The organism is Martinezella sp. CNPSo 3959 (assembly GCF_057784355.1).
The window spans coordinates 47312-72267 of record NZ_JBXSOV010000007.1; the positions used below are offsets into that span (position 1 = coordinate 47312).

The 24956-nt window shown below is 59.7% G+C and carries 25 protein-coding genes; 16 read left to right on the top strand and 9 right to left on the bottom strand.

Annotated elements, in window-relative coordinates; translation table 11 throughout:
- The first annotated feature begins 17 nt into the window (after positions 1 to 17).
- The 4 genes from AC13RE_RS16570 to AC13RE_RS16585 are packed head-to-tail and all read left to right on the top strand — an operon-like array spanning position 18 to position 4992.
- Positions 18 to 1568, top strand: coding sequence for a sugar ABC transporter ATP-binding protein (locus AC13RE_RS16570; protein WP_488563737.1), 1551 nt, complete (start codon positions 18 to 20; stop codon positions 1566 to 1568).
- Positions 1558 to 2577 carry an ABC transporter permease gene (locus tag AC13RE_RS16575; protein WP_488563738.1) on the top strand — a complete coding sequence of 340 codons (1020 nt, stop codon included), beginning with the start codon at positions 1558 to 1560 and terminating at the stop codon, positions 2575 to 2577. The genes AC13RE_RS16570 and AC13RE_RS16575 overlap by 11 nt, the downstream gene beginning before the upstream one ends.
- A gap of 3 nt (positions 2578 to 2580) precedes the next feature.
- Positions 2581 to 3558: an ABC transporter permease gene (locus tag AC13RE_RS16580; RefSeq protein WP_488563739.1), complete on the top strand. Its 978-nt coding sequence runs from the start codon at positions 2581 to 2583 to the stop codon at positions 3556 to 3558.
- 36 nt (positions 3559 to 3594) lie between these two features.
- Positions 3595 to 4992: an LLM class flavin-dependent oxidoreductase gene (locus AC13RE_RS16585; protein ID WP_488563740.1), complete on the top strand. Its 1398-nt coding sequence runs from the start codon at positions 3595 to 3597 to the stop codon at positions 4990 to 4992.
- Positions 4993 to 5041: 49 nt separating this feature from the next.
- Here the strand turns inward: AC13RE_RS16585 and AC13RE_RS16590 are convergent, their stop codons facing one another.
- On the bottom strand, positions 5042 to 6079 hold the full coding sequence (locus AC13RE_RS16590) for a dipeptidase (RefSeq protein WP_488563741.1): 1038 nt from the start codon (positions 6077 to 6079) through the stop codon (positions 5042 to 5044).
- 667 nt (positions 6080 to 6746) lie between these two features.
- Here AC13RE_RS16590 and AC13RE_RS16595 point away from each other — a divergent pair.
- The 3 genes from AC13RE_RS16595 to AC13RE_RS16605 all read left to right on the top strand — a co-directional run bounded on the left by AC13RE_RS16595 (position 6747) and on the right by AC13RE_RS16605 (position 8981).
- The gene (locus AC13RE_RS16595; RefSeq protein WP_488563742.1) at positions 6747 to 7850 is read left to right on the top strand and encodes a helix-turn-helix domain-containing protein; all 1104 of its coding nucleotides are present in this window, start codon (positions 6747 to 6749) and stop codon (positions 7848 to 7850) included.
- A 277-nt stretch (positions 7851 to 8127) separates the two neighbouring features.
- The gene (locus AC13RE_RS16600; RefSeq protein WP_112422300.1) at positions 8128 to 8349 is read left to right on the top strand and encodes a hypothetical protein; all 222 of its coding nucleotides are present in this window, start codon (positions 8128 to 8130) and stop codon (positions 8347 to 8349) included.
- Positions 8350 to 8537: 188 nt separating this feature from the next.
- Positions 8538 to 8981: a VOC family protein gene (locus tag AC13RE_RS16605; RefSeq protein ID WP_488563743.1), complete on the top strand. Its 444-nt coding sequence runs from the start codon at positions 8538 to 8540 to the stop codon at positions 8979 to 8981.
- Positions 8982 to 9124: 143 nt separating this feature from the next.
- Here AC13RE_RS16605 and AC13RE_RS16610 read toward each other — a convergent pair whose 3' ends face one another.
- The 3 genes from AC13RE_RS16610 to AC13RE_RS16620 form a co-directional block, all read right to left on the bottom strand.
- Positions 9125 to 9514, bottom strand: a complete 390-nt coding sequence (locus AC13RE_RS16610; protein ID WP_041678188.1) for a hypothetical protein — start codon at positions 9512 to 9514, stop codon at positions 9125 to 9127.
- Between the two features lie 157 nt (positions 9515 to 9671).
- Positions 9672 to 10097: a hypothetical protein gene (locus AC13RE_RS16615; protein ID WP_488563744.1), complete on the bottom strand. Its 426-nt coding sequence runs from the start codon at positions 10095 to 10097 to the stop codon at positions 9672 to 9674.
- Between the two features lie 118 nt (positions 10098 to 10215).
- Complete coding sequence (locus tag AC13RE_RS16620) at positions 10216 to 11214, bottom strand: LacI family DNA-binding transcriptional regulator (protein ID WP_132718157.1); 999 nt, start codon at positions 11212 to 11214, stop codon at positions 10216 to 10218.
- Between the two features lie 177 nt (positions 11215 to 11391).
- Here AC13RE_RS16620 and ltnD point away from each other — a divergent pair, with 177 nt between their 5' ends.
- The 6 genes from ltnD (at position 11392) to AC13RE_RS16650 (ending at position 16944) form a co-directional block, all read left to right on the top strand.
- Positions 11392 to 12291 (top strand): L-threonate dehydrogenase, encoded by a 900-nt coding sequence (ltnD, locus tag AC13RE_RS16625; RefSeq protein ID WP_488563891.1) that lies wholly within the window; start codon positions 11392 to 11394, stop codon positions 12289 to 12291.
- Positions 12292 to 12294: 3 nt separating this feature from the next.
- Positions 12295 to 13569, top strand: a complete 1275-nt coding sequence (otnK, locus tag AC13RE_RS16630; protein WP_488563745.1) for a 3-oxo-tetronate kinase — start codon at positions 12295 to 12297, stop codon at positions 13567 to 13569.
- A complete protein-coding gene (gene otnC / locus AC13RE_RS16635; RefSeq protein ID WP_015342868.1) occupies positions 13566 to 14216 on the top strand; it encodes a 3-oxo-tetronate 4-phosphate decarboxylase in 651 nt (216 codons plus the stop codon). Before otnK ends, otnC begins: the two co-directional genes overlap by 4 nt.
- A gap of 2 nt (positions 14217 to 14218) precedes the next feature.
- Positions 14219 to 14983, top strand: a complete 765-nt coding sequence (locus AC13RE_RS16640; protein ID WP_488482690.1) for a hydroxypyruvate isomerase family protein — start codon at positions 14219 to 14221, stop codon at positions 14981 to 14983.
- A 201-nt stretch (positions 14984 to 15184) separates the two neighbouring features.
- Positions 15185 to 16171, top strand: a complete 987-nt coding sequence (gene denD, locus AC13RE_RS16645; RefSeq protein WP_488563746.1) for a D-erythronate dehydrogenase — start codon at positions 15185 to 15187, stop codon at positions 16169 to 16171.
- Entirely contained in the window at positions 16168 to 16944 is a 777-nt protein-coding gene (locus tag AC13RE_RS16650; protein ID WP_488563747.1) for an SDR family oxidoreductase, read from the top strand. Before denD ends, AC13RE_RS16650 begins: the two co-directional genes overlap by 4 nt.
- Before the next feature lie 57 nt (positions 16945 to 17001).
- Here AC13RE_RS16650 and AC13RE_RS16655 read toward each other — a convergent pair whose 3' ends face one another.
- The 3 genes from AC13RE_RS16655 to AC13RE_RS16665 form a co-directional block, all read right to left on the bottom strand.
- Positions 17002 to 17964: a S1C family serine protease gene (locus tag AC13RE_RS16655; protein WP_488482687.1), complete on the bottom strand. Its 963-nt coding sequence runs from the start codon at positions 17962 to 17964 to the stop codon at positions 17002 to 17004.
- 161 nt (positions 17965 to 18125) lie between these two features.
- Positions 18126 to 19709 carry a diguanylate cyclase domain-containing protein gene (locus tag AC13RE_RS16660; RefSeq protein ID WP_488482686.1) on the bottom strand — a complete coding sequence of 528 codons (1584 nt, stop codon included), beginning with the start codon at positions 19707 to 19709 and terminating at the stop codon, positions 18126 to 18128.
- Between the two features lie 129 nt (positions 19710 to 19838).
- Positions 19839 to 20321: a MarR family winged helix-turn-helix transcriptional regulator gene (locus tag AC13RE_RS16665; RefSeq protein ID WP_488563748.1), complete on the bottom strand. Its 483-nt coding sequence runs from the start codon at positions 20319 to 20321 to the stop codon at positions 19839 to 19841.
- Between the two features lie 39 nt (positions 20322 to 20360).
- Between AC13RE_RS16665 and AC13RE_RS16670 the strand changes: the two genes are divergently transcribed.
- Complete coding sequence (locus tag AC13RE_RS16670) at positions 20361 to 21629, top strand: FAD-dependent monooxygenase (protein ID WP_488563749.1); 1269 nt, start codon at positions 20361 to 20363, stop codon at positions 21627 to 21629.
- An 81-nt stretch (positions 21630 to 21710) separates the two neighbouring features.
- On the opposite strand, the gene AC13RE_RS16675 is transcribed toward AC13RE_RS16670, so the two are convergent.
- Positions 21711 to 22217, bottom strand: coding sequence for a hypothetical protein (locus AC13RE_RS16675; RefSeq protein WP_488563750.1), 507 nt, complete (start codon positions 22215 to 22217; stop codon positions 21711 to 21713).
- 167 nt (positions 22218 to 22384) lie between these two features.
- Between AC13RE_RS16675 and AC13RE_RS16680 the strand changes: the two genes are divergently transcribed.
- Complete coding sequence (locus AC13RE_RS16680; protein WP_488563751.1) at positions 22385 to 22987, top strand: lysozyme inhibitor LprI family protein; 603 nt, start codon at positions 22385 to 22387, stop codon at positions 22985 to 22987.
- A gap of 179 nt (positions 22988 to 23166) precedes the next feature.
- On the opposite strand, the gene AC13RE_RS16685 is transcribed toward AC13RE_RS16680, so the two are convergent.
- The gene (locus AC13RE_RS16685) at positions 23167 to 23415 is read right to left on the bottom strand and encodes a hypothetical protein (RefSeq protein ID WP_488563752.1); all 249 of its coding nucleotides are present in this window, start codon (positions 23413 to 23415) and stop codon (positions 23167 to 23169) included.
- A 275-nt stretch (positions 23416 to 23690) separates the two neighbouring features.
- Between AC13RE_RS16685 and AC13RE_RS16690 the strand changes: the two genes are divergently transcribed.
- The gene (locus tag AC13RE_RS16690; protein WP_488563753.1) at positions 23691 to 24911 is read left to right on the top strand and encodes an ROK family transcriptional regulator; all 1221 of its coding nucleotides are present in this window, start codon (positions 23691 to 23693) and stop codon (positions 24909 to 24911) included.
- Positions 24912 to 24956 lie beyond the last annotated feature (45 nt).

Here is a 24956-nt window from a genome sequence, read left to right on the forward strand (position 1 = left end):
GGCGAAGGGCCTATTTCATGACCGCAGCCGATCATGCGACCAAAGCAGACAACGCGTCGCACATCCTGCGCTTCGATGGCATCGTCAAACGCTTCGGCGGCGCGCAGGCGCTGGCCGGAGCGTCGCTTGCCGTCAGGCGCGGCACCGTCCATGGGCTTGTCGGCCAGAACGGAGCGGGCAAATCCACCTTGATCAAGCTACTGGCAGGTCTGCACACCCCGGATGAGGGACGGATCGAGATCGAGGACCGGGCCTATGACCGTCTGACGCCGCATCTGTGCGAAGAGCTCGGCATTCATTTCATCCACCAGGATCGGCTGCTGGTTCCAACCTTCACTGTCGGAGAATCGCTTTTTCTCGGGCGAGAGACCCGCCTCGGCAAGACGCCTTTCCTCAATCGCGGCGCCATGCAGCGGCGGGCAGCGGAACTCCTTGCCAATTATTTCGGCGTCGATTTGCCGAAGAACGCGTTGATCAGTGAGCTTTCGACGGCGGAACGGCAGATCGTCCAGATCACCCGCGCGCTGCTACATAAGCCGAAGATTCTTGTCTTCGACGAGCCGACCGCAGCGCTGGTGCGCCAGGAAGCTGAGATCCTGTTCCGCCTCATCCGCCGCCTGCGCAGCGACGGCGTGACCATTATCTACGTCTCGCATTATCTCAATGAAATCGAGGCCTTGTGCGACGATGTTACGGTTCTGCGCAATGGTGTCGATGTTGCTTCTCTGAGGGCAAGCGAAATCTCGGCAGGCAAGATTGCCAAGCTGATGGTCGAACGCGATATCGCCGACATGTTTCCCAAGCGGCAGGTTGAACTGGGGAATGAGATACTCAGAGTCAGGAATCTCTCGGCAACTGGCCGCTTTCACGATGTCAGCCTCTCATTGCGTCGCGGCGAGATCCTCGGCATTACGGGCTTGCTCGGCTCGGGGGCAAAGGATCTGGTTCGCACTCTCTTCGGGTTGCAGGCGGCAACAGGAGGGACGATCGATATCGATGCGCGTGGCCTGAAGCCGCGCAACCCGGTCGAAGCTGTCGATCATCAGATCGCCTTGGTGCCGGAGGATAGACGCGGCCACGGCGTAGGCCTGGAGCTCAGCGTCCGTGAAAACATCACACTGTCGAGCCTGGGCCGCTATACCCGTTTCGGCTTTCTCAGCAGAAGGCGAGAAAGCGCCGACGCCGACGAGCTGATCAAGCGGCTGCAGATCAAGACGGCTGGGCGCGAGGCACTGGTGCAGACCCTCTCAGGCGGCAACCAGCAGAAGGTGGCGATTGCCAAATGGCTGAGCCGCCACTCGGAGATCTACCTGCTCGACGAGCCGACCGTCGGCGTCGATATCGGCTCGAAGGTCGAAATCTACACATTGATCGGCGAACTTGCCGCCCGCGGTGCCGGCGTAATCGTGCTGTCTTCGGATCTTCAGGAGCTTGTCGGCATCACCGACAGGATCCTTGTGCTGTTTCGCGGTCGCGTGACGCGCGAACTGATCTCCTCCGAGACGACAACGGACGAAGTTCTGTCGGCATCGACCGGTGCCTTGGAAGGATTGCGCCATGTCGGCTGACGTTCAATTTGCCTCCCTGCCCGAAACTTCGATGACAAAGGCGTCGCCGGCCAGTGGCAAGCTTGCCGCTGCCGCCTTGCGGTTCGGTTCGCTGCTTGCCTTTGCAGCCATTCTGGTGATTTTCGCGGCCACGGCGCCCTATTTTCTGACGGTCGGCAATATCGGCAACGTGCTCGGGCAATCGGCCATTTCGGGTGTTCTTGCCATCGGCCTCACGATCGTCCTGATTGCCGGCGGCTCCAATGTCGTCACCGGCGGTATTGACCTCTCGCTAGCCGCCAATATGGGGCTTAGTGCGGCAGTTTACGCCACCCTCATTCAGCTTGGCTTCAGCGATGTGGTCGCCGCGGCGGCGGCGCTGGCCACCGGGCTGGCGATCGGCATCGTCAATGCGCTGGCGATCGTTTTTGCGGGCATTGTGCCGTTGCTCGCGACGCTTGCCGTGATGAATGTGGTCGCCGGGCTGGAGCTGGTGCTGACGCAGAATACCGTGCTTCCGGCCTCGACTGACCTTCTCACCGCACTTTCATCGTCGGACGGGTTCGGCATTCCGATCCTCGCCTATGTGCTGATCGGCTTTACCATTATTGCCACGGCGATCGTGCAATTCACCCCGTTTGGTCTCAGGCTTTATGCCGTCGGCGAGTTTCCCGAGGCCGCACGCGCCGCCGGCCTGCCGTTGAAGAGCCTGGTTGCGGGGGCGTTCGTGGCGAGCGGGTTCTGCGGTGGAATCGCTGGCATCCTCTCCGTCGCCTATCTCAGCGGCAGCACCACCGGCTCCGGCGAGATGCTGCTTCCCGTCGTCGTCACCGCATTACTCGGCTCGGTATTTTCCCGCCGGCTCGTGCCGACCATCGGCGGCACGCTGATCTCGACGCTATTCGTCGGTTTTCTCATCAATGGCTTCCAGTTGCTCAACCTGCCGAGCACGCTGGTCAGCGGCGTTCAAGGTCTTCTGATCCTCATCGTGGTTTCGGCCACCACACTGCTTCGCAAACGGGAGATCTGAACCGTGACCGCTGCCATTGCCCCGACACGGTCATTCGCTGGCCTTGCCCGCTACGGGCTCATCGTCGCCCTTGTCCTCGTCTTCGCGCTGTTTTCGACCGTGGCGCCGACCTTCCTCAGCGTCGGCAATCTGCAGAGCATTCTTGTCAATAACTTCACTCTGCTTGCCATTGTCTCGATCGCCATGACCTTCGCTGTTGCCGCCGGCGGCATCGATCTCTCCGTCGGAACGGCAGTCGATTTCGCAAGCTTTGCGTTCGTCTCCGGCATATTGGCTGGTCTACCGGTACCACTGGCCGCCCTGGCGGGTCTTGGCGCGGGCGCACTAGTCGGTGCCTTCAATGCCATCCTCATCTCGGCAATCGGCGTATCGCCGTTCCTGGCAACGCTCGGAACACTGTTCATAGGCCGCAGCATTCAGCAACTCCTGACGGGTGGCGGCAATCCGGTCTATCTGCCGCCCTCCGGTGTTCCCGCAGCATTCCGCTTTATCGGGCATGGAACGCTTGTTGGCTTTCCGGTGCCGCTTCTGATCGCAGCAGTCATCATCGCGGCAGCGGCACTGCTATTTGCCCGCATGCGCTTCGGCCGCGTCGTGCTTGCGATCGGCATTCAGCCGCGCACCGTTCGTTATTCGGGCATCGGTCTCGCAAAGCATGTCGCCGTGACCTTTATCCTTGCCAGCACGATTGCCGCTTTTGCCGGCCTGATCCTGACGGCGACCGTGACGGTCTATATCCCCTCTTCCGGCAACGGCTTCATGCTGAACGCCATTGGCGCCACTTTCATCGGCACGACCTTTTCGCCGCTGGGACGGCCGAACGTCGCCGGCACGGTGCTTGGCGTTCTGCTCTTGAGCATCGTCGCCAACGGCCTGCTGCTGACGGGCCTGAACTTCTATTGGCAGCAGGTCGGCACCGGCCTTTTGATCTTCGCCGTGCTCGCCTTCAGCTTCGTCAACAAGAAAGCGGTTGGCGCCTGAGCGCCCACCGAACGATACAATCGCAGGAATAGCAAAATGACACGCGAAATCAGGCTCAATGCCTTTGACATGAACTGCGTCGGACATCAGTCACCGGGCCTTTGGCGCCATCCGCGCGACAAATCCTGGACCTACAAGGATCTCGATTACTGGGTCCATCTGGCAAAGACGCTGGAGCGTGGCAAATTCGATGGCCTGTTCATCGCCGACGTGCTCGGGGTTTATGACGTGCTGAACGGCAACGTCGATGCGGCCTTGCGGCATTCGGCGCAGGTGCCGGTCAACGATCCGCTGCAGCTCATCCCCACCATGGCCTATGAGACGGAGCATCTCGGCTTCGGCCTGACGGCTTCGCTCTCTTTCGAGCATCCCTACACCTTTGCGCGGCGCATCTCGACGCTCGATCATCTGACGAAAGGGCGCGTCGGCTGGAATATCGTCACCTCTTATTTGAACAGCGGCGCGCTCAACATCGGGCAGTCTGCCCAAACGCAGCATGACGACCGCTATTCCCTGGCCGAGGAATATCTCGAAGTCTGCTACAAGCTGTGGGAGGGTAGCTGGGAAGACGACGCCGTCATTCGCGACCGCGAGAGCGGCATCTTTACGAGACCGGAAAAGGTGCACCCGATCCGCCATTCCGGCAAGCATTTCAACGTGCCCGGTATTCATCTCAGCGAGCCGTCGCCGCAGCGTACCCCGGTGCTTTACCAGGCGGGCGCCTCCAGCCGCGGCAAGGATTTCGCCGGTGCACATGCCGAATGCATTTTCGTTGCGGCACCTTCGAAGGCAGTCCTGAAGCGCTATGTCGCCAATGTTCGCGAAGCAGCCGAGCGCATCGGGCGCAATCCCCGCGAAATCCTTTCCTTCAATCTACAGACGGTGATCCTGGGCGAGACCGATGCCGAGGCGCAACGCAAGTTCAACGAATACCGTCAATATGTTTCGCTCGAAGGGGCGCAGGCGCTTATCTCCGGCTGGACCGGCATCGATTTCGGCCAATTCTCGCCCGACGAGGTGCTGCGCCACCGCTATACTAATGCAGTGCAATCGGCCGTCGAGACCTTCACCACCATCGATCCCGACAAGGAATGGACGGTGCGCGAAATGGCCGATTGGGTCGGCATTGGCGGCTTCGGTCCGGTCTTTGTCGGCTCGCCACAGACGGTTGCCGACCTGATGCAGGAATGGATCGAGGATACCGACGTCGACGGCTTCAATCTCGCCTATGCCGTCACCCCCGAAAGCTTCGAGGATGCCGTCGATCTTCTGGTGCCGGAACTGCAGAAGCGCGGCGTCTACAAGACCGAGTATCGCACAGGCACATTGCGCGAGAAGCTTGGCGGCAGCGGACCCCGGCTTGCAGCCCCGCATCCAGCGACCGGCTATCGCAATCTTGGCGAAGCCAACGCTCTTCCCAGACGCGTCGGATAGGCTTTAGACAAAGGTGCGTGTCTTTGGCTGAGACGAGACAATTCCCGTCTTAGCCACCCCATGTCTGTTCGAGGACTCGAAGCCAGTTTTGATGCGCGATCTTGGCAAGCGAGGGAGCGTCAAACCCATGCGCGCGCAAGGCGTCGATCAGCTTCGGCAGGCCACTCGCATCACCGAGCGCTGCCGGAATGGTCGTACCATCGAAATCGGAACCCAGCGCGACATGCTCGATGCCGATGCGCTCGGCAATGTAAGCAACATGGCGAACGAGGACTTCGAGAGGCGTATCGGTGTTCCTGACGCCATCGTCACGCAGGAACAGCACGCCGAAATTTATACCGACCAAACCGCCGGTATCGCGGATGGCGTCAAGCTGCTTGTCGGTCAGGTTGCGGCTGTGCGGGCTGATGGCATGCGCGTTGGAATGCGAGGCAACCAGCGGCGCATTCGACAATTTGGCGATATCCCAGAATCCCTGCTCGTTCATGTGCGAGAGGTCGATCATGATCCTGAGCTCGTTACAGGCGCGGATCAGATCCTTGCCGGCATCAGCGAGGCCGGGGCCGATATCGGGCGACGAGGGAAACCGGAAAGGCACCCCATAGGCAAAGACATTGGGCCGGCTCCAGACAGGTCCAAGCGTGCGCAAACCGCCCTGATGCAGGATGTATAGGGCATCGAGATCGGCCGCGACCGCCTCCGCGCCCTCAATATGGAAAACGGCGGCGAACTGGCCTTCGGCAATCGACCGCCTGATATCGGCGGCGGAACGGCAAACCTTTACGGCTCCTTGCGACCGGGCCTCGATCGCAAGCAAAAGCCGCGCCATGGCCAGGGTTTCGTTCAGCGCGTCCGGCTGGGCGGGCGTCGCAAAATCGGCATTTCCAGACTTCGGCTGATCCGGCGAAGGGATAAAGATGGCGCAGAGTCCGCCGGCAAGGCCGCCACGACGCGCGCGAGGCAGGTCGATATGTCCGGCAGCTTCGCCGTTCAGGAAAGCATCGCTGGAATTCAAGCCGCCGCGACGCAGCCGGAGCAACACGTCGTTATGGCCATCGAATACGGGAATTATCGAGGATTCGGTCATGTCTCATTCCAAACACCGCAGTTGCTATCTGCCTAGGCAAGCTTGGCGAAATGGGCAACTGCAAATTATTCATAGCTCTGCAAAAAACGAATTGGCCGCTCACAAGACGCCTGGCTAAAAACTCCTGCAAAAGTAAGACGGGGGGAAGGCATGTCAGGTCGAGTGCAATAAAAACGGATAGAGTTGCGTTGAGCGTTGCAGAGGGCACGCGTTGAGCGATTTGCGCTTTCGTTTCAAGCTCCTGAAATGGAGACGCCGACCCTCTGTCGCGCCGGCCAGCAAACGCATCTGCACAGATTGATGCGAACTGGTGCCGTATATTGGGACAAGTGAAACGGGAATATTGATTTGCTAACCCGCGAGACTTGCCTTTTCGAAAAGGCGCAGCAAATGAAAACCGTATTGAGGTGAAAAAACCCGGGATAAGGCCAGGATCGCCGCGTATCGGCTCGCTGAAAAGAGCAATTCATAGCAAGTTTCGGGCTTATTCGATGGAAGCAGGCAGCAGGAACCTATCGGCATGGCGGATGGAGAGTTGACAGCGATGCTTATCTTCCGCCCGACGGCATTCGGAGAGACTTGATTGTCTGATTTGCGACGCGAAGACCGATCCCAATCCGCATCAGACGAGGCGCAGGACGAGTCATGGCGTAGCGACAGGAAATCCATGCAGTCTGAACGGCGGCGCTTTCCGCGGCCGGAGAAGGCAGCGACGGAGGGCGCCCTGCCGCCGCCAGCCTTGCAGCCGTTGAAATTTTCGACACGTGGTATGGAGCCAGGCGATCAATTTGCCGCTTGGCAGACCTATGTCGCTCCCTTGGCCGACGTCCGGCTGCCGGATAATGCCTCTCCGGAAGCCGGCTTTCCGGCAGACCATACAGCATGGAATCTGGGCGGCATGCTTGTCGTTCAGCAGGATGCGCCGCCTCACAGTTACATGCGCTCGCAGGCGAAAGTGAAAGCCAATCACGTCGATCACTGGCACATTTCCGTATTGTCCAGCGGTCGGACGTGGACGGAAGTCGATGGCCATGTTCTGGATGGCGAGCCGGGCAAGGTGGAATTGCGTTCGCTAGGACACCCTTTTCGAGGGCGTTCGACTGAGGCGAAGGTCCTCTCGCTCTTTCTGCCGAGGGCGTTGTTGCTCGACGTTCCTGCACCGGTAGAAATCGAGAACAATATTGCCCTCTCCGGCGTCTTCACCAACATGCTAATCGAATTTCTCGATAGCGTCGAACACAATCTCGCGCGTCTTGCAGCCACTGATCTACCCCATGTCGTACAGACGGTGCGCAACATGATCGTGGCTGCCATTTCGACCTCAGCGGCTCAATCGACCGGCACAGAACAGCATAGCGCCCTCGCCTTGACGGAACGGGTGCGGCGGTTCGTCGAAGCCAACCTGATCTCGGGCGATTTGACCGCCGAACGCATATGCCGCGAGCTTGGCGTATCCCGCACCAGGCTCTATCAGATATTTGAACAATATGGCGGCGTGCACCACTATATTCAGCGCCGCCGTCTCCTGTCAGCGCATGCGGCTCTCAGCGATCCCGCCAATCGCGAGCAGATCGTCGACATCGCCTTTGCCGTAGGTTTCTCCTCGGCAGCGCATTTCAGCCGGGCATTCGGCAAGGAATTCGGCTATAGCCCTCGTGAGGCCAGAAATCTGACCATTCCACGTTATGTCGGGCAGATCGTGTCGCCGACGCCTGCCGGCAACAGCCACTCTTTCGACGAATGGCTGAAAACCCTCGGTTATTATCACTAGATAAGTCCGCATAGCGGACCTCGAGATCTCCTGAAAAACGCAGCCGAAAGGCTCTATTGCGCGGCGTCCTGTCGCGCACTCATCCATGCACAAGCAGAAACACCGCACTTCAGCAATTGCGAAAATGGACGCTGCTGCAAGTTTCCGGATGCATGGCTAACGACACGCGACAGGTAACTCATTAAAAACGAAAGGGAATAGTCGCTCAGACACCAAAGCCCCAATGTTTGGTGAATGTACCCTGCGTCCATCGGGGCAAGCCATAGGGAAAACAGCAATGGTATCTACTCGCCAAACAATAGAAATCAGCAAGCCCCAGCATCCCGTCAATGACTCATACCGCGCAGTCGAGCGCGAAGAGGTCCTCGAACTGGCCTTTCGCGATTTCGTCCAAACGGTGGTCGCCGCCGGCTGGAATGAGCCTGAGGTCGCTTTGACCTTGGCCGATATTGCCGACGACTACGTGATGGCTCTCGCCGGTAGAGTTGCGGAGAAATAGTGTTGCGGCCTCCGTCCGCGCTCCGCAGGGGTGAGCACGAACGGTAGAAGCAACTCTTCAGCATGCCGCCGGCGGCACCGTTCCATAAGAAGCGGGTCATCGGCGGCATGATTTTTTATTCGGCGAAAGGCAGGCGTAGCTCCTTTATGCCAATCGCCATCCATCCAGGATTTGATGAAAGCGCTACGATGAAGATCAGGCAGCATCTTTGGTTTCGCCGGGATATGGAAAGAGCGATAGAATTCTATACGGCCCTTATCCCTGGTTCGGCCGCCGGCTGGATCTCGAACATATTGACCGATCAACCGAATGGACCGGCCGGCAGCGTAAAGTTTGCGGGCTTCAAACTCGGAAACCGTTCCTACATGGGATTCGAGGCTGGGCCATTCGACCACCTGGAGCATAATTCTTCGGTCACCGTCGAGTGCACGACGGAAGACGAGGCGAGCCGTTTGCGTTATGCGCTGGGGAAGGGTCGCCCGGATGATCGCGGCGGAGTGACAGACCCCTGGGGCATATATTGGCAATTCCAAGTCAAGTCACCAGCTGCCGATATTGGAACATCAGCCAAAGCTCAACCGGAACATGATGGCGATATCATTGCCGCAAAACCACGAGCCGCCGCAGCCTGACGCCCGAGTGAAGCAAGATCATTGGAAATGATGATCGCCTCAGCGGCACATGCGTCAACTTCAGCCCGTTGAAAGCATGCCCTGCCGCGAAGCAAGCGGAGGCCGATCCAAGCTCGGCTCCGCTCACATGCTGACTTTGAGCGTCAGTCGATAACCGGGCAGCCGCGCCGATTGGCGAAGACCATGCGGTCGGGGCCGCCGTCATTCCAGCCGCGGACGACAATTCGGCGCCCGTTGCTATCAACCGAATCGATGCGGCGAAAGCCTTCCGCGCGCGCAGCGCGCATCAGGTCACGTCTGTCACAGCCCCGATCGCGGTCCCAACCTCTGTCACGATCCCAGCCTCTGTCGCGATCCCAACCACGATCGCGCGGCGGCCCTCTCCAGTCGCGACCTTGATCGCGCTGCCAGGGCGGCGGCGCATAACCGTCGTCGCCGCCGTAATACTGAGCCGATGCCGCAGAGGTCATCAGCTGCAACGCGGCCAATCCGACCACGGCGACACGCGAGATCCGTACCAAACCTTCAAGCATTTTCCTTACCCCCAATTTCCTGTCTTGCGGATGAAAATAGAGATACGCCGATTCGCATGAACTCTGCCTGAACACAGCCAGAACCAGATCGCGCGCCCTGTCACATGGTCGCGCGAGCTTCGGATCGGCGCCGATCCGGCGTTCGGCTGGACAACATCTATTGTGACTTGGAACCTTTGGATGCGAAAGAGGATGATGTGCCATCGCGGCGTGGACGCGAAGCCACTTGCGAAAGCCGCGCATCCCTATGCCAGTCGGTGATTGCCGAATGAACGGATTGGGAAAGAAGCATCGCCCCTGCCAGGCAATAGAGCAACACAATGATGGCCGTTTCGACGATCAGCGGCAGAAAGGCAAAACGAGCGCTGGGGTTGTCATCCTCTTCGGGGAGCAGATCCGGCAACCCAAGCATCATTGCCGTCAGCGGCGAAGCCAGGATCGCGAGGAAAGCGGCGCTATGAATCCACAGGCGGAACCGAGGCAATTTTCCCGCCATCCAAAAGGCTAGAAGCGGAGCGCCGATATTGCATAATAAGCCAAGCGAAACGGCGAACTCTATCGGCAGGATCGAATCGTCATGCATGAATTGCCAACCCTTCAACGCGGCACAGATTAGTGCCGCGCATCCGAAATGACAACTTTCTCTTGCGCTGCTCCTGCCCCTGCATTCTCCAAAAGACGATGCCCTCTTGACCTAAACCTTAAGCGTCAATTCCCACGATCGTCGGCTTGAACACTATTGTTTTCCGCATCGGTTCCCGGCCTATCCCGACTGCTTGGCGCACCAATTGGGCCGCAGCCTCACCGATAGCGCGCCGGGGCGAGCGCGAGGTTGCGATCGGCGCCGGCAAGGAATTGACCAGATCCAGCCCGTTGAAGCCGGCAATCAGCATTTTATCAGGAACCGCAACCCCCAGTTCCATACAGGCAAACAAGCCGCCGCTCGCCATATCGTCATTGGAATAATAGATGCAATCGAGGTCTGGCACCGCCGCAAGCAACGATGTCGTGAGCTGCTTTCCGAGCGCGATCGAAGAAAAGACCTCATCGGTCCGCTGCCCGGCAAACCCAAGGCCATGCGCATGCAGGACGCGCTCGAAGCCGGCCTTTCGCTTGGCCGCGCGCAGATCCCTTGCCAGGGCACTGCCGACATAACCGAACCGTCTTCGCCCGGCCGCAATCAACGCTTCGGCCATATCCTCTCCCGCCGCACCATGAGACAATCCGACATTGAAATCGATCGGCGTGCCGTCGAGATCCATGAGCTGGATGACCGGAATATTGGCGTGGCGGAGCAACTCCACCGTCTCCTCCGGTTGATCGAGCCCGGTGACGATGATGGCGCAGGGCTGCCAGGAGAGCATGTCGCGGATGATCTCGCGCTCTTTTGCCATGTCGTAGTCGGATATGCCGAACACGGCTTGCATGCCGGAACCATCGAGCCCGGCGGAAATACCGGCAAGTACTTCTGGAAAGACGATGTTCGACATGCTGGGAACGACGACAGCGACCAGGTTTGTGCGTTGCGAGGACAAGGAGAGCGCCAGCCTGTTGCCGACGTAATTCATCCGCGTTGCCGCTTCGATCACCCTGTCACGCGTTTCGCTGGAGACGTCGGCTACGCCACGCAAGGCGCGCGATGCCGTCATCTTGCTGACGCCCGCCTCGATCGCGACTTCCTCCAGAGTGGGTTTGCGCATCCCCAAGCAACCCTCGATGACCCATGGCGGCTGGCACGATGCCGCTCTTCTTCATAGAATGTTTCCGCGAAAAGGCAAACATCAGCCTATTGACAATTCCTGGAAAAATAAAGCTATGTTACCGATACCGGTATCGGTAACATAGCTGAAAATAGTAGAGGTAGCACTGTGCAGAACATGAAGAAGGCAGCCATTATCGGCCTGGGGTCCATGGGCTGGGGCGCGGCTCTCTCCCTTCTGAAAGCAGGCTTTGCCGTGCGCGGCTGCGATGTTCGCAGCGAGGTTCTCGCCCGCTTTGCAGAGAACGGCGGTACGCGCTGCACGACGCCGGCGTCAGCGGCGGAAGATGCCGACGTGATCCTCGTCTATGTCGTCAACAGCAAGCAGGTCGAAGACGTGCTTTTCGGCCAGGATGGCGCCCTGCAAACCGCACGGCCCTCGACCGTATTCCTGCTCTGCACCACCATGGCCCCGAGCGCCACGATCGCCATTGCCGAAAGACTGGAGGCAGCTGGCATGCTCGTCGTCGACGCTCCCGTCTCCGGCGGCCATGTCCGTGCGCTTTCGGGTGAGATTACCGTCATGGCATCCGGCACGCCCGAGGTTTTCGATAAGGCATCCGCAGTGCTCGACGCCATCTCCGCCAAGGTATTCCGCCTCGGGGATCGCCCCGGCGCCGGCTCCCAAGTCAAGATGATCAACCAGTTGCTTGCCGGCGTGCATATTGCCGCAACGGCCGAGGCGATGACGCTCGCCGCCAAGGCGGGCATCGATCTGAAGACGCTCTATGACGTGATCTGCGTGTCCGCCGGCTCCTCCTGGATGTTCGAAAACCGCGGCGAACACATCGTATCGGGCGATTATACGCCGCGCTCGGCAGTCAACATCTTCGTCAAGGATCTCGGCATCGTCACATCGGAGGCCGGCAAAGCCGGTGCCGTCACTCCGCTCGCCGCCGCCGCGCTCAACCTCTTCGTCGAAGCATCGGAGGCGGGCCTGGGCCTGGAGGATGACGCAGCCGTTGCAAAAATCCTGGCGGCTAAAAGCGGTGCGAACCTGCCGGGCGTAAAGGGCTAGGCCATGACACTCCTGCTTGGCTGCATTGCCGATGACTTTACCGGGGCGACCGATCTTGCTGCGCTGCTGGCGCGCAGCGGACTGCCCGTTTCGCTGCGGATCGGCATTCCGCAAGACAGACGTTACCCGAACGAGACCGCGGCTTTCGAAGTCATCGCCCTCAAATGCCGGACATCGCCGGTCGAGGTCGCCGTGAAGCAGACCCGGCAAGCACTAAATTGGCTGAAGGAAGCCGGTGCTAGCCGCTTCTTCTGGAAATATTGCTCGACATTCGACAGCACGGCCGAAGGCAATATCGGTCCGGTCGCGGATATGCTGATGGCGGAGACCGGCGCGACCCAGACGATCTATTGCCCAGCCTTTCCGGAAAATGGGCGCAGCATCTTCATGGGTCATCTTTTCGTCGGCGAGCAGCTTCTGTCGGAGAGTCCGATGAAGGACCATCCGCTGACGCCGATGCGCGATTCAAGCCTTGTACGGCTTCTGACGCCACAGGTGAATGGCGCTGTCGGCCTTGCCAACCATAATATCGTCTCGAAGGGTGCGGAATCGCTGAGAGCAAAGTTGGCGCAACTCGGCAACGACGGCATTCGGCATGTAATCGTCGATGCTGTATCCGACGACGATCTTCGAACGATCGCAGCAGCATCTTTCGACATGCCGCTGGTGACAGGCGGCAGCGCGATTGCCGGCCAGCTTCCGCAATTCTACATGGAGCAAGGTCTCGTCAGCCTTTCCGAACATCGACAGGCACTGCCAAAGATCACCGGCGGTTCGATCGTCCTATCCGGCAGTTGCTCCGCCATGACGCGGAAGCAGGTTGCCAATTACGCCGGCAAGGTCGCCAGCCTGCGGCTCGATCCGACCGCGCTTGCAGAGGAAGGCCCGGGTACCGCGCTGGAATGGCTGCGCCAACAATCCTCCGACGCGCCGAAGCTCATCTACGCCACCGCCGAGCCTAATGAAGTGCGGCAGGCGCAAGAGCGTTTGGGGCGGGACAAGGCAGGCCAGGTGGTCGAGGACGCTCTTTCCGAGATCGCCCGCACGGCCTTCGATTGCGGCACGCGCCGCTTCGTCGTTGCAGGCGGCGAGACATCCGGCGCAATCACGCAGGTGCTCGGCGCGGCGCATTTGATTATCGGGCCGGAAATCGCACCCGGCGTGCCTTGGACTTTCACGACCCTTGGGGGTGAAACAGTCGCTCTAGCTCTAAAATCTGGCAATTTCGGCGAAGAAACCTTCTTTACGGACGCTTTCGACCGATTGGAGACGGCATGAGCGAAGAAGCGAACTTGCGCGAACAGATATGCATGATGGCCAAGTCGCTCTACGACCGCGGGCTGACCGCCGGCTCTTCGGGCAATATTTCGGCACGCCTCAGCGACGGCAGGCTTTTGGTGACGCCGACGGGCAGTTCCTTCGGACGCCTCGATCCGGCACGCCTTTCGCTGTTCGACGACAAAGGGCGTCTGATCGGCGGCGACAAGCCGACCAAGGAAATGCCGCTGCATGCCGCCTTCTATGAGACACGGCCGAAGAAGACGGGCGCCGTCGTTCATCTCCATTCGAGCCATTCGGTGGCCCTCTCGATCCTGCCCGGCGTCGATGCCGACAACATGCTGCCGCCGTTGACGGCCTATTCGATCATGAAGCTCGGCAAAGTAAAACTCCTGCCCTATTTCATGCCGGGCGACCCAGCGATGGGCGATGCCATTCGCGGCCTTGCCGGCAAGCGCAGCGCCGTCATGCTGGCGGCACATGGACCTGTTGTTTCTGCGAAAGATCTGGAAGCGGCTGTCTATGCGATAGAGGAACTGGAGGAGACGGCAAAGCTTGCCATGTTGACACGCGGAGCCAATCCTTCGCTGTTGACGGAAGCGCAGATCGCCGATCTCATCCGCACCTATGATGTGGAATGGGACTGAACATGACGCGCTTTTCGGCCAATCTGGGTTTCCTGTGGCAGGAGCTTTCCCTTCCCGACGCCATCCGCGCCGCCAAGCGCGCCGGCTTCGATGCGGTGGAATGCCATTACCCCTACGACACGCCCGCTGAAGCCGTGCGTCAGGCATTGGAGGAGACTGGTCTTTCCATGCTCGGCCTCAACACCGCCCGCGGCAATATCGCGGCTGGCGACAATGGACTTGCCGCCATTCCGGGCCGCGAGGATGAAGCCCGTCGTCTCATCGATCAGGCCATCGATTATGCAGCCGCCATCGGCGCGCGAAACGTGCATGTGATGGCGGGCAAGTCCGCCGGCGACGTGGCACGGGGCACTTTCATCGCCAATCTGCGTTATGCCTGCGAACGCGCCGGCAAGACTGGGACGACGATCCTGATCGAGCCGCTCAACTATCGCGATGCGCCAGGCTACTTCCTCCAGACTGCCGATCAGGCACTCGACATCATTGCCGCGGTCGATGCCGCCAACCTCAAGCTGATGTTCGACTGCTATCACCTCCAGATCATGCAGGGCGACCTGACGCACAGGCTGCAGGATCATATGGCGGCAATCGGCCACATCCAGATCGCCGCCGTTCCGGATCGGCGGGAACCGGATCACGGGGAGATCGACTACCGTCATATTCTGCAGTTCCTGGAGAAGCTTGGCTATGACAGCCCGATTGGCGCGGAATATCGGCCGGCAACCACAACAGAGGCCGGGCTCGCCTGGCTGCAAGCATACAAATGAAAGGGTGATTGGCATCCTCGATGCCGGATAGCCATCAAAGACATTCGCTCGGGATCGGTCCCGAAGACTGATATCAGCTTGGAGTGGTTCAGCTTTTCATTGAATCCTTGAGCCGCTCCGTCTGTTTGTTTTCTCGCAATTCCGGACGGAAAAGCTCTACGCACTTTTCCTGGAATTGCTCTATTGGGAGGAAAATCCAATATGCATGTTTTGATCCTGGGTGCTGCGGGCATGGTCGGCCGCAAGCTCGTCAACCGCATCGCCGACGAGCCGAAGATTCTCGGCAAGGCTATTGATCGTTTGACGCTGGTCGATGCCTTCCAGCCGCCGGTGCCGGAAGCGCTTCAATCCATATCAAAAGCCCTGACGATCGATCTTGCGAGCCCTGGTGTTGCGGAAAAGCTCATCGAAGATCGGCCGGACATGATCTTCCATCTCGCCGCCATCGTCTCCGGCGAAGCCGAGGCCGATTTCGACAAAGGATACGCCGTCAATCTCGATGGCTCGCGGGCACTCTTCGAAGCCATTCGCCAGCAAGGCCTGAAATCGGCCTATACCCCGCGCGTCATCTTCGCCTCTTCCATCGCCGTGTTCGGCACCCCCTTCCCCGATGTCATCGGTGACGAATTCCTGACTGCGCCGCTGACGAGCTACGGCACGCAGAAGGCAATCACGGAACTCCTGCTTGCTGATTATTCGCGCCGAGGCATTTTCGATGGCATAGGCATCCGACTGCCAACCATCTGCGTGCGTCCCGGCACTCCCAACAAGGCAGCCTCCGGCTTCTTTTCCAACATCTTGCGTGAACCGCTGGTCGGCAAGGAGGCTGTCCTGCCCGTCAGCGATACGGTGCGGCACTGGTTTGCAAGTCCCCGCTCTGCCGTCGGCTTCTTCATGCACGCCGCAACGCTCGATACGGCGAAGGTCGGGCCGCGTCGCAATCTCACCATGCCGGGACTTTCGGCGCTTGTTTCTGATGAGATCGATGCGCTCCGGCGTGTCGGCGGCGACAAGGCGGTTGCGCTCATCCGCCGCGAGCCGGATCCCGTGATCGAGCGCATCGTTTCCGGTTGGGCGACACAGTTCGACGCCAAGCGTGCGACCGATCTCGGCTTCAAGGCGGAACAGAGCTTCGACGAGATCCTGCAGGCGCATATCGAAGACGAACTGGGCGGGAGGGTCGCATGACGCAGGCATCATCGGATGTAAAAAATGCGATCGCATTGGTGACCGGCGGCGGTACAGGCATCGGCCGCGCCATCGCCAAGGCGCTCGGCTCGGCAGGCTTCAAGGTCGTCATCTCTGGACGCAGGGCTGACGTTCTCGAAAAAGCTGCCCGTGAGCTTTCGGAGGAGACCGGAGCGGAATTTCTTGCGGTTGCCGCCGATGTCAGTGACCCCGTATCGGTTCGCAGCCTTTTCGATGCGATCTCCAGTCACTATGGCCGCCTCGATCTTCTGGTCAACAATGCGGGCATGGGCCTGCCGGCCGTGCCGATGGAGGAGCTGAGCTTCGAGCAATGGAATGCGATTGTCGGTGCGAACCTGACGGGAGCGTTCCTGTGCACGCAGCAGGCCTTCCGCCTGATGAAAGGCCAGGTGCCGCAAGGCGGCCGCATCGTCAACAACGGCTCGATCTCCGCAACGACACCGCGGCCCCATTCCGCACCCTATACGGCCACGAAACACGCGATCACTGGCCTGACGAAATCGACAGCCCTTGATGGGCGTCCCTTCGATATCGCCTGTGGCCAGATCGATATCGGCAATGCCGCCACCGACATGACGGCGAGGATGAGCGCGGGCGTGCTGCAGGCGAATGGCGAGACCGCAACGGAGCCGACGATCTCGGCAGAGCATGTCGCCCGCGCCGTCGTCTATATGGCAACCCTGCCGCTCGACGCCAACGTTCTTTCCATGACCGTCATGGCAACGAAGATGCCGCTCGTCGGCAGAGGATAAGAGAGAACGGCGGCACCGCGAGTGCAATGCTGCCGTCTCAAGGATTAGCGCCATTCGTTAGATGGCAGGTCGTGCCGAAGGCTTGATCTGCCTTCGCTCGATCAGGCCGGCAACGCTGAAGATCAAGACCTCGATCTCCATGCCGATCTTGTCGCCATCAAGCAGCCGGACGACATCGTCTATCCCTGATACCGCATGACCGTCGATGGCAAGCAGGTAGTCACCCTCCTGTAGCCCGCCCTTTTCGGCCGGACTATCCTTCTCGACACGACGTAAACGCACCGCCGTCGAATGTGTGACGCCGGCCTCAAGCGCGATGCGCCGATGCAACTCGACCGTATCAGCGGCGATGCCGATATAGGCGCGCCGGACATGGCCGAAACGCAGAATTTCGGACACGACGTGCTTCGCCGTGTTGGAGGCGACCGAAAACGCGATGCTCTGAGCGCCCTGGATAACAGCGGTATTGACGCCGATGACCTCACCCGCCGACGAGACCAGCGGGCCGCCGGAATTGCCGGGATTGAGCGCGGCATCCGTCTGGATGATGTCTTCCATCAAACGTCCGCTGGCCGCGCGCATGGAGCGGCCCAGCGCCGAGACGATGCCGGCGGTGACGGTCCATTCGAAGCCGAGGGGATTGCCGATGGCGATCGCGATATGACCACGCTTCAGCGATTTGGAATCGCCAAGTCGTGCCCAATTGCCCGGCCAGTCGTTGGCGCGAATGAGCGCAAGGTCGGTATCCGGATCGCGCCCGAGCACCCTGCCCTCAACGGTCGCCCCTTCCGGGGTCTTGATGCGTACCGCCTTGGCATCGTCGACGACATGATTGTTGGTGACGACGAGGCCATCAGGCGAAATGGCAAAGCCCGAGCCATGTCCGGCACGGCCGCCCAAACGCTCGATCCGGCTAACGGCCGGCCCGACGAGATCGACGGCACTCGATACCGACTGTGAATAGGCATCCAGCAGCCCGGCATCGGATGACGGCTGGATGTCGCGATCAATAAAGCCCATGAAAACTCCTCCGACGCGGACGCGTCGCATAGAGGAACGGCAGCAACTGTTGAAAAGCAGGAGGCTGTCGGTTCGACAGATTGAAACAGTGACTACTGAAATGAGGAGAGATCAAGCCAAGTTCAAGAGCCACATATGCCCGTGCGTTTTTGAACCGCCTCTTATCTCACGCGTGCTGAAACAGTCTGTTGGCGTTGGTCACTGCTCGCCATCCGCCATGTGTTCCGGCCGTTGGCTTTGGCTCGGTAGAGGGCACGGTCTGCTTCCTGAATCAGAACTTCTCCGTTCTCGCCATTCTCCGGCGCCGCCGAAACGCCGATGCTGATACCGATATCGACGGTGGTGCCCTCAATGCGAAAGGAGGATTTGAAGGCAGCAATGCAACCCTTCGCCACATCAGCGACATCGCCCACCTCCCCGGTCATTAGGATGGCAAACTCATCGCCGCCCAAGCGCGCAACCATGTGGCCTCTGGCCGCACCACGCAGCCGCTCGGCCACCATCTTGAGAACCTCGTCGCCGGCAGCATGCCCGAAAGTGTCGTTGACCGGCTTGAACCCATCGAGATCAAGACAGAAAACGGCGACGTTCCTTCCATTATTTACCTTCAAGGCGTCATCGAGGGCCTTATAGAAGCACATCCGGTTCGGCAATCCGGTAAGCATGTCGTGCCGTGCCAAGCGATTGGCTTCGGCCTCCGCGAGAATGCGATCGCTGACATCGGCAATGGTCAGCAGGAGACGGCGTTCCAGGCCTTCGTGGAGCAATCGAACGTAAACAAGCACGTGGCGCTCCGTCCCGTCGGCGACTCTTTGTCGCCAGACGGTTCTGGCCTCGCAATCGCCTTCGAGTTCGAGAAGCCCATCTGCAAAGCGATCCGCCTCGCTCTCGGCATGCATGTCGCACGCCCTTCGCGAGAGCAGCGTCGCTTTTGAAAAGCCATAGAAGTCGATAGCTGCCCGATTGACCTGAAGGATCTGCAGATTGCTGCCATCGCATAGGAGCATCGGCATCGGATTGGCATCGAAAAGCTGCCGCAACCGCTCTTCGCGCTGTTTCAGCTCACTAATGTCTATCCGCATTCCGATGGCCCCGCCGTCGGGCGTGCGCCGATCATCATGCCGAAGCCATCGCCCATCCTGGAGCTGCTGTTCCTCCTGTGAAACCGGCTGGCGAAACTTTCGCATGCGCTGCTTCAGCCACATATCCTTGTCTTCGACGACCTCCGGCATGCGGCCGCTGGCAAGGCTGATCTTCAGAATATCTTCGAAAGCGATGCCCGGTTTGAGGTGATCGGCGATATCCGGATAGAGCTCCGCATATTTCTCGTTCCACAAAACGTAACGATCACTCGCATCGAAGACGCAGACCGCTTCCGGCAGCATCTCGATCACATATCGAAGGCGCAGATTGGCCTCTCTCGCCGCCACCGCGGCATGGCGGTCTTCGCTCCCTGGTTCGATAAGAACCGCCGTCAACCTTCCTGACGCCGAGGGCCAAGTCATGACGTTGACCCGGCAATCCCGTCGATGGCCGGCGCCTGTCACGAGCAATGGCTGCGAGGCATCGCCCATCAGCGGCCAGTCCGGTATCAAATCCGAGACGGATAGGTCGTGAGGTGCATCCGAAAGAATAAAGAGCTCCAGGGCTCCCGCATTGGCGAAGACGATCGTGCCGACGGCGTCGAGCACAAGTGCCGCCATCGGACACGCTTCCAGGAATGCGACGATTTCCGCGTCCAGCATCTTCTCCCAGCGGGCCTTCAAATTTATCCCCAAGCCCTATTATAACATCGGATAGTAAAGAAATGTCGTAGATCATGACAAGACGTACCGTGCTCCTAAAATCGGAGCATCGTCCTCCGGCGATGGAATTCAGCTCTTGTCCTGCTGTAACAACCGCTCGAGCTCTCGCTCCTGCATCTCGATGGCTTGCGTGACGAAGCGCAAGATCACCTGCTTTTCCGCCTCGGAAAACTGTTTAAGCATCTGCGCGCCAGCCTGCTCGATTGGGCCATAGGCTTCGCGTCCCAGCCTAATCGCCTTCTCGGACGGCGCCACCAGCACACGACGTCGGTCGTTCGGATCGGGAACGCGGTGGAGAAGGTCGCGGGCCGAAAGGCGATCGATCAAGGCAGTAACCGATGGCGGCGCAAGGCCGATAGCCTTGGCGACGGCGTTTGCAGGCTGTGGCGCGCGCATGATCACGCTGAGGCATCGCCGCTCGGCGCTGTTGAGCGCATGCAGCTTGCCAAAGGTTTCGTCGAAGCTCTCGGTCGCCTCCTGCCAGCGCATGCAGGCGAGGCTGATCGCTTCCACGAGGTGAAGCCGTTCTTCATTTGACTTTTGTTCGATCATCGAATAATTCATTTATCAAACTATTAGAAGGAAGAACCAATGTGCCCCATTGACGATCCTGCCGCAACCATGAATCGAGCGACAAACCCCGAGGCGACGATCGGCATATGCGGCGCCGGCATAGGCGGGCTCGTGCTTGCGCTCCAGCTGGCAAGACTTGGCTTTCATCCGGTCCTGTTCGAAGCGCGCTCCAAGGAAGCCGCCTTGTCCGAAGGGGAGTTTCTGACGCTCGCGTCCAACGGCATGAACGGGCTGCGCGCGGTGGACTGCTACGAAGAAGTATTGCGCCAGGGATTGGAAACTCGCGCCATCGAGCTCTGCAATGCTCGCGGCAAAAGGCTTGCGCTCGTCGACCAGAGCGACCATTTGGCGGCATTCGGCACACCCGCCGTCACCATCAGGCGCGGCGTTCTCGCAGGCATCCTGATCGAAAAGTGCCAAGCCGAAGGCATCACCATACAATTTGGCCGGCGCGTGACCAAGGTCGACAATCATGCGCATGCCGTAACGCTTAATTTCTCCGAAGGGGCAGGCCTTGCCGTCGACCTGCTCGCCGCCGCCGACGGACTACGATCCTTCGTCCGCACGCAAATATTTCCGAATGATCCCCTGCCGCAATTTACCGGCCTGATCGGCACAGGCGGCATCGTCGATGCCGAGATACCGGATACAAATGGCGTCATGCGAATGACGTTCGGAGAGAAAGCCTTCTTCGGCTACATCAAAACGGCATCCCATCCAGTATACTGGTTCGATTCCTTCCCCGCCGATACGCCGGACGCCGTGCGCGCATTGGAACCGGCAGCACTCGCCGCTCATGTTCGCGAGATGCATGCCGACGATCCCGAACCCAATAGATCGATCCTTCAAGCGGTCGGTCAGGTCGAGCGCAGCTATCCCATTTTCGATATGCCGCAGCTTCCCGTCTGGTCGAGTGGGCGTGTCGTCTTGCTCGGCGACGCCGCGCATGCCATCGGCCCGCATGCCGGCCAAGGCGCCTCCATGGCCATAGAGGATGCCGTGGTCCTGTCATCCTGCCTGGCGGCGACGCTCGACTACGGCGCAGCCTTTGCCCGCTATGAGGCCCTGCGGCGCCCGCGCATTGCACGCGTGGTGAAGCTCACCCGGCAAAATGCTTCCAGGAAACGAAAAAACAGTCGGCTTAGCCTGTTTCTGCGAGATTTGCTTCTGCCTCTGCTTATTCCGATGACCGTCAGAGCCAGCCGCAGATTGTTCGCATATCGGGTCGATCTCGATCCGCTGGAGGCAAATCCCTCGTTCGAAAGCGGTCGCAAGGATGCCGCCTGACATTCGATCGATCTGTTGAAACCGATCTAGGACGGCGGGAATAGCCGGCGAAGTTTCCACACCCCCGCCGACACAAGAAAGCTATCTCCGCGGCCAAGCCAGCCTGCTCCAATTTGCAATATAGATTACGAATGCAATGAACATTCCCGATCCAATAAGATCCAGTCGGTGCCGGCCGAACAGGAAGAGGCCGAGAAGTGCCAAGCCGATCGAGGAAGCGATCAGGAAGAGAGAGGGGATTACGCTTGTGACGGGCACCCCCGCCTCGCCTTGGGCTTCGACACCATCGCCGGTCACGTGACTATGGGAGCCTGGGGACCTATTGCCGAGCCTGACCGTCACCTTGCCGCGTCTGGTGGCGAGCCTGCCTCGAACCTTCTTTCTCGAAGTCAGAAGCACGAGCGCCATCGAAATGAGCATGCTGCCGAAGCCCCAGGAGAAAACCGTGCATGCTGCCATGGCGGTCGCGTTTGCGTAGGTCCGATAAAGGTGAAGCGCCAAGGCTCCCATCGCTATGGCAATGGCAAGAAACAAGGAACCGACAATCAGGAACGTGATCCTGCCGGACAATTGCGTTTCGCCTTCCACGCGACCTCCCCCTCGACATCAAACCACTCCGATTGTCCAACTAGGAAAATATCGACGATCGTCAAACACCGGTGCGACATTTGTCGAGTTTGGCCATCTGCCCGGATGACCTTTACGAAACCGCCAGCAGCCATAGTTAGCTTCGGTGTCGGAGGATGGAGGTACCCATGAAGATTGCAAGATCCGCCTCGGCGGTAGTCATCATCGGCTTATTTGCCATGAATGCCGAAGCCGCAGGGATCGATTGCACAAAACCTGGTTCGACAGTCGACCACGTGATTTGTCGGGACAAATCGCTGCTGGCCCGGGATGCGATTGTGAGCGATCTCTATGCTGCTGCGCTGAAGCACGACGATGCGGGCAAAATCCGGGAACAGCAGCGAAATTGGATTACGACGGTACAGTCCTGCAGCGAGGCCGCATGCATCCGGCAGGCCTATGACGACCGGATTGCGTCTCTCCAGAGGACCAAGGGCGGACGAAGTGCCTCGACGGATTTTCAGTCGAACGGCACTGACGGTAATGAGGGCCATCTTGCAATCTTCGGGCCGGTCGATGGTTTTCTCGCGGTCTCGCTCGCTTCGACCTATGTTGGCCCGGGCGGCGCCGACGCGGGCGATGTCAATGCCGATGGCATCGACGGTGTCGTCCCGCTGACGAAGGAGCACGCTGAACTCACCAGAGAAGCGTGCAAGATCGGCCTGGACCGGCTCAACGCAAGGACCTGGCGCGTATCACAGGGGGTGTGTGTGATTTTGCCGATGGCGTGACCCTGCAAGGTACCTACCGCAAGGAATAATATGGTCCGAACTCCGTTGCCTGCTGGGTGAAGCATAGCTCGCAAGACCGGAATTACTGATCGCCGGATCGACGTCGGTAGCGAGCCGCTTTTTGACCCGGCCGCCAACGGCGGCCGAAGCCTCTTGAGACAAGACAAAAAATTGAGCGATCAGCTGCCGGCGGCGTCGGACGCGCACTTCTTGACGAAGCTGGTCTTTGCGGCGCCGGCAAGCTTCTTCGATGCTGCCTGAGTATCGCAGGCGGCTGCGGCATCCTTCTCGCATTTCTTGGTGAAACTGGTCAAAGCGGCGCCTGCCAGCTTCTTGTCGGCGGCCTGGGCCTTGCATGTCGCATCCGCCGCCATCGCACCACCGGCAATGCAGGTCGAGATAATGGCGATTCCGAGCAGTCTGATCATCGAATTCCTCCGGGGCTTACCGCGGCAAAAGGCCGAGGTAACCAGACACTAACGCAATGTCAGCCGCAGTAAAGAGACGCGCAGATGATCTATGGAAGAGAAAAAACGCCATGCACTCCCGTTCAAACGGCGCGACCTCAGCTGATCGCCGCTTGAACGCATCGGCAAAAGCATAGAAACTCCATATAGACGCAGAAGCGGCATGCGGCCCCTCCTCCACGCCATGGCAAGCGTGGCAAGCAACAACATAAAATAAAGTCATCTCCGGTCCTCACATGAAGACAATTTCAGGCACGAATCTCGAACAGGCCAAATCGCATAATCGGCGTGTCGTGATCGAAGCCATTCGCACCAACGGGCCGATGTCGCGCGCAGCGATTGCGCGCATGACAGCACTGACCACACAGACGGTTTCGAATATCGTGGAGGAACTCGCGCGTTCGCACCTCCTCATCCCAATGGAGGCGCAGAAGATCGCCCGCGGCCAGCCCATCATCCCATACACCATCAATCCCATGGGAGCCTACTCAATCGGCCTCGAACTCGGCCGCCAGCGTGCGGCCGGGGTACTCACGGATCTTTCCGGCACGGTTTGCGCCCGCATTGACCGCCATGTCGACAGGCCAGGACCAACCGAGGCAATGCCGGTCTTTGCCGAGATCGTCAGGGATCTGCAGGAAGCCTTTTCCTTCGATCGCGCCCGGTTGCTGGGCATCGGCATTGCCCTACCCGGGCGCTACGCCGATGGTGGCGTCACCTCGCTGAGTCCGCTGAACCTGCCGGGCTGGCAGGATTTCCCCGTTGCACGCGAACTCGAACGCCTGATCGGCCTGCCTGTGCTTGTCGAAAACGATGCCACAGCGGCGGCGATCGGCGAGCGGCTCCATGGTGTTGCCCGCGGCCTCGGAAGCTTCGTCTATCTCTTTCTGGCGGGTGACGGCGGCATCGGCGCCGGCATGTTCCTCGACGGCCACCTCTACAAGGGCAGCCGTGCCAATGCCGGCGAAATCGGCCACATCATCGTCGAGCCGCATGGCAGGCTTTGCACCTGCGGTAAACGCGGCTGTCTCGACCGCTATGTCTCGCCATCCGTCGCCTACGAATGTCTGGGGATCGAGGACGCGCAGGAGCTGGACCCGGATGAACTGGATGCGATGATTGCGGCCAACAACCACGGTCTGGAAGCCTGGCTGGAACAGGCGGTGCAGCCGCTTCGGCAAACGATCGATTTCCTCGAACTGGCCTTCGATCCGCAGACGATCGTGCTTGGCGGCAGCGCTCCCACATCCCTCATGATCGGACTGGCCGAGCGCGTGGAACCGCTGTACACTCCAGTGAATCCGATGGAAAGGCGCACCATTCCCCGTTTGATGATCGGCGCCACCGGCAAGGATACCGCCATCCTCGGCGCGGCGGCCTTGCCCATTTTCTCGGAAACCAACCCTCAATTCGATGTGCTTCAGAAGCCGCTGACGCACCGCGCCGTCATGGGCTAGGCAAACGGCTCGACCTGCGTTCTGGCAACCTTGCTCAAGCGCGAC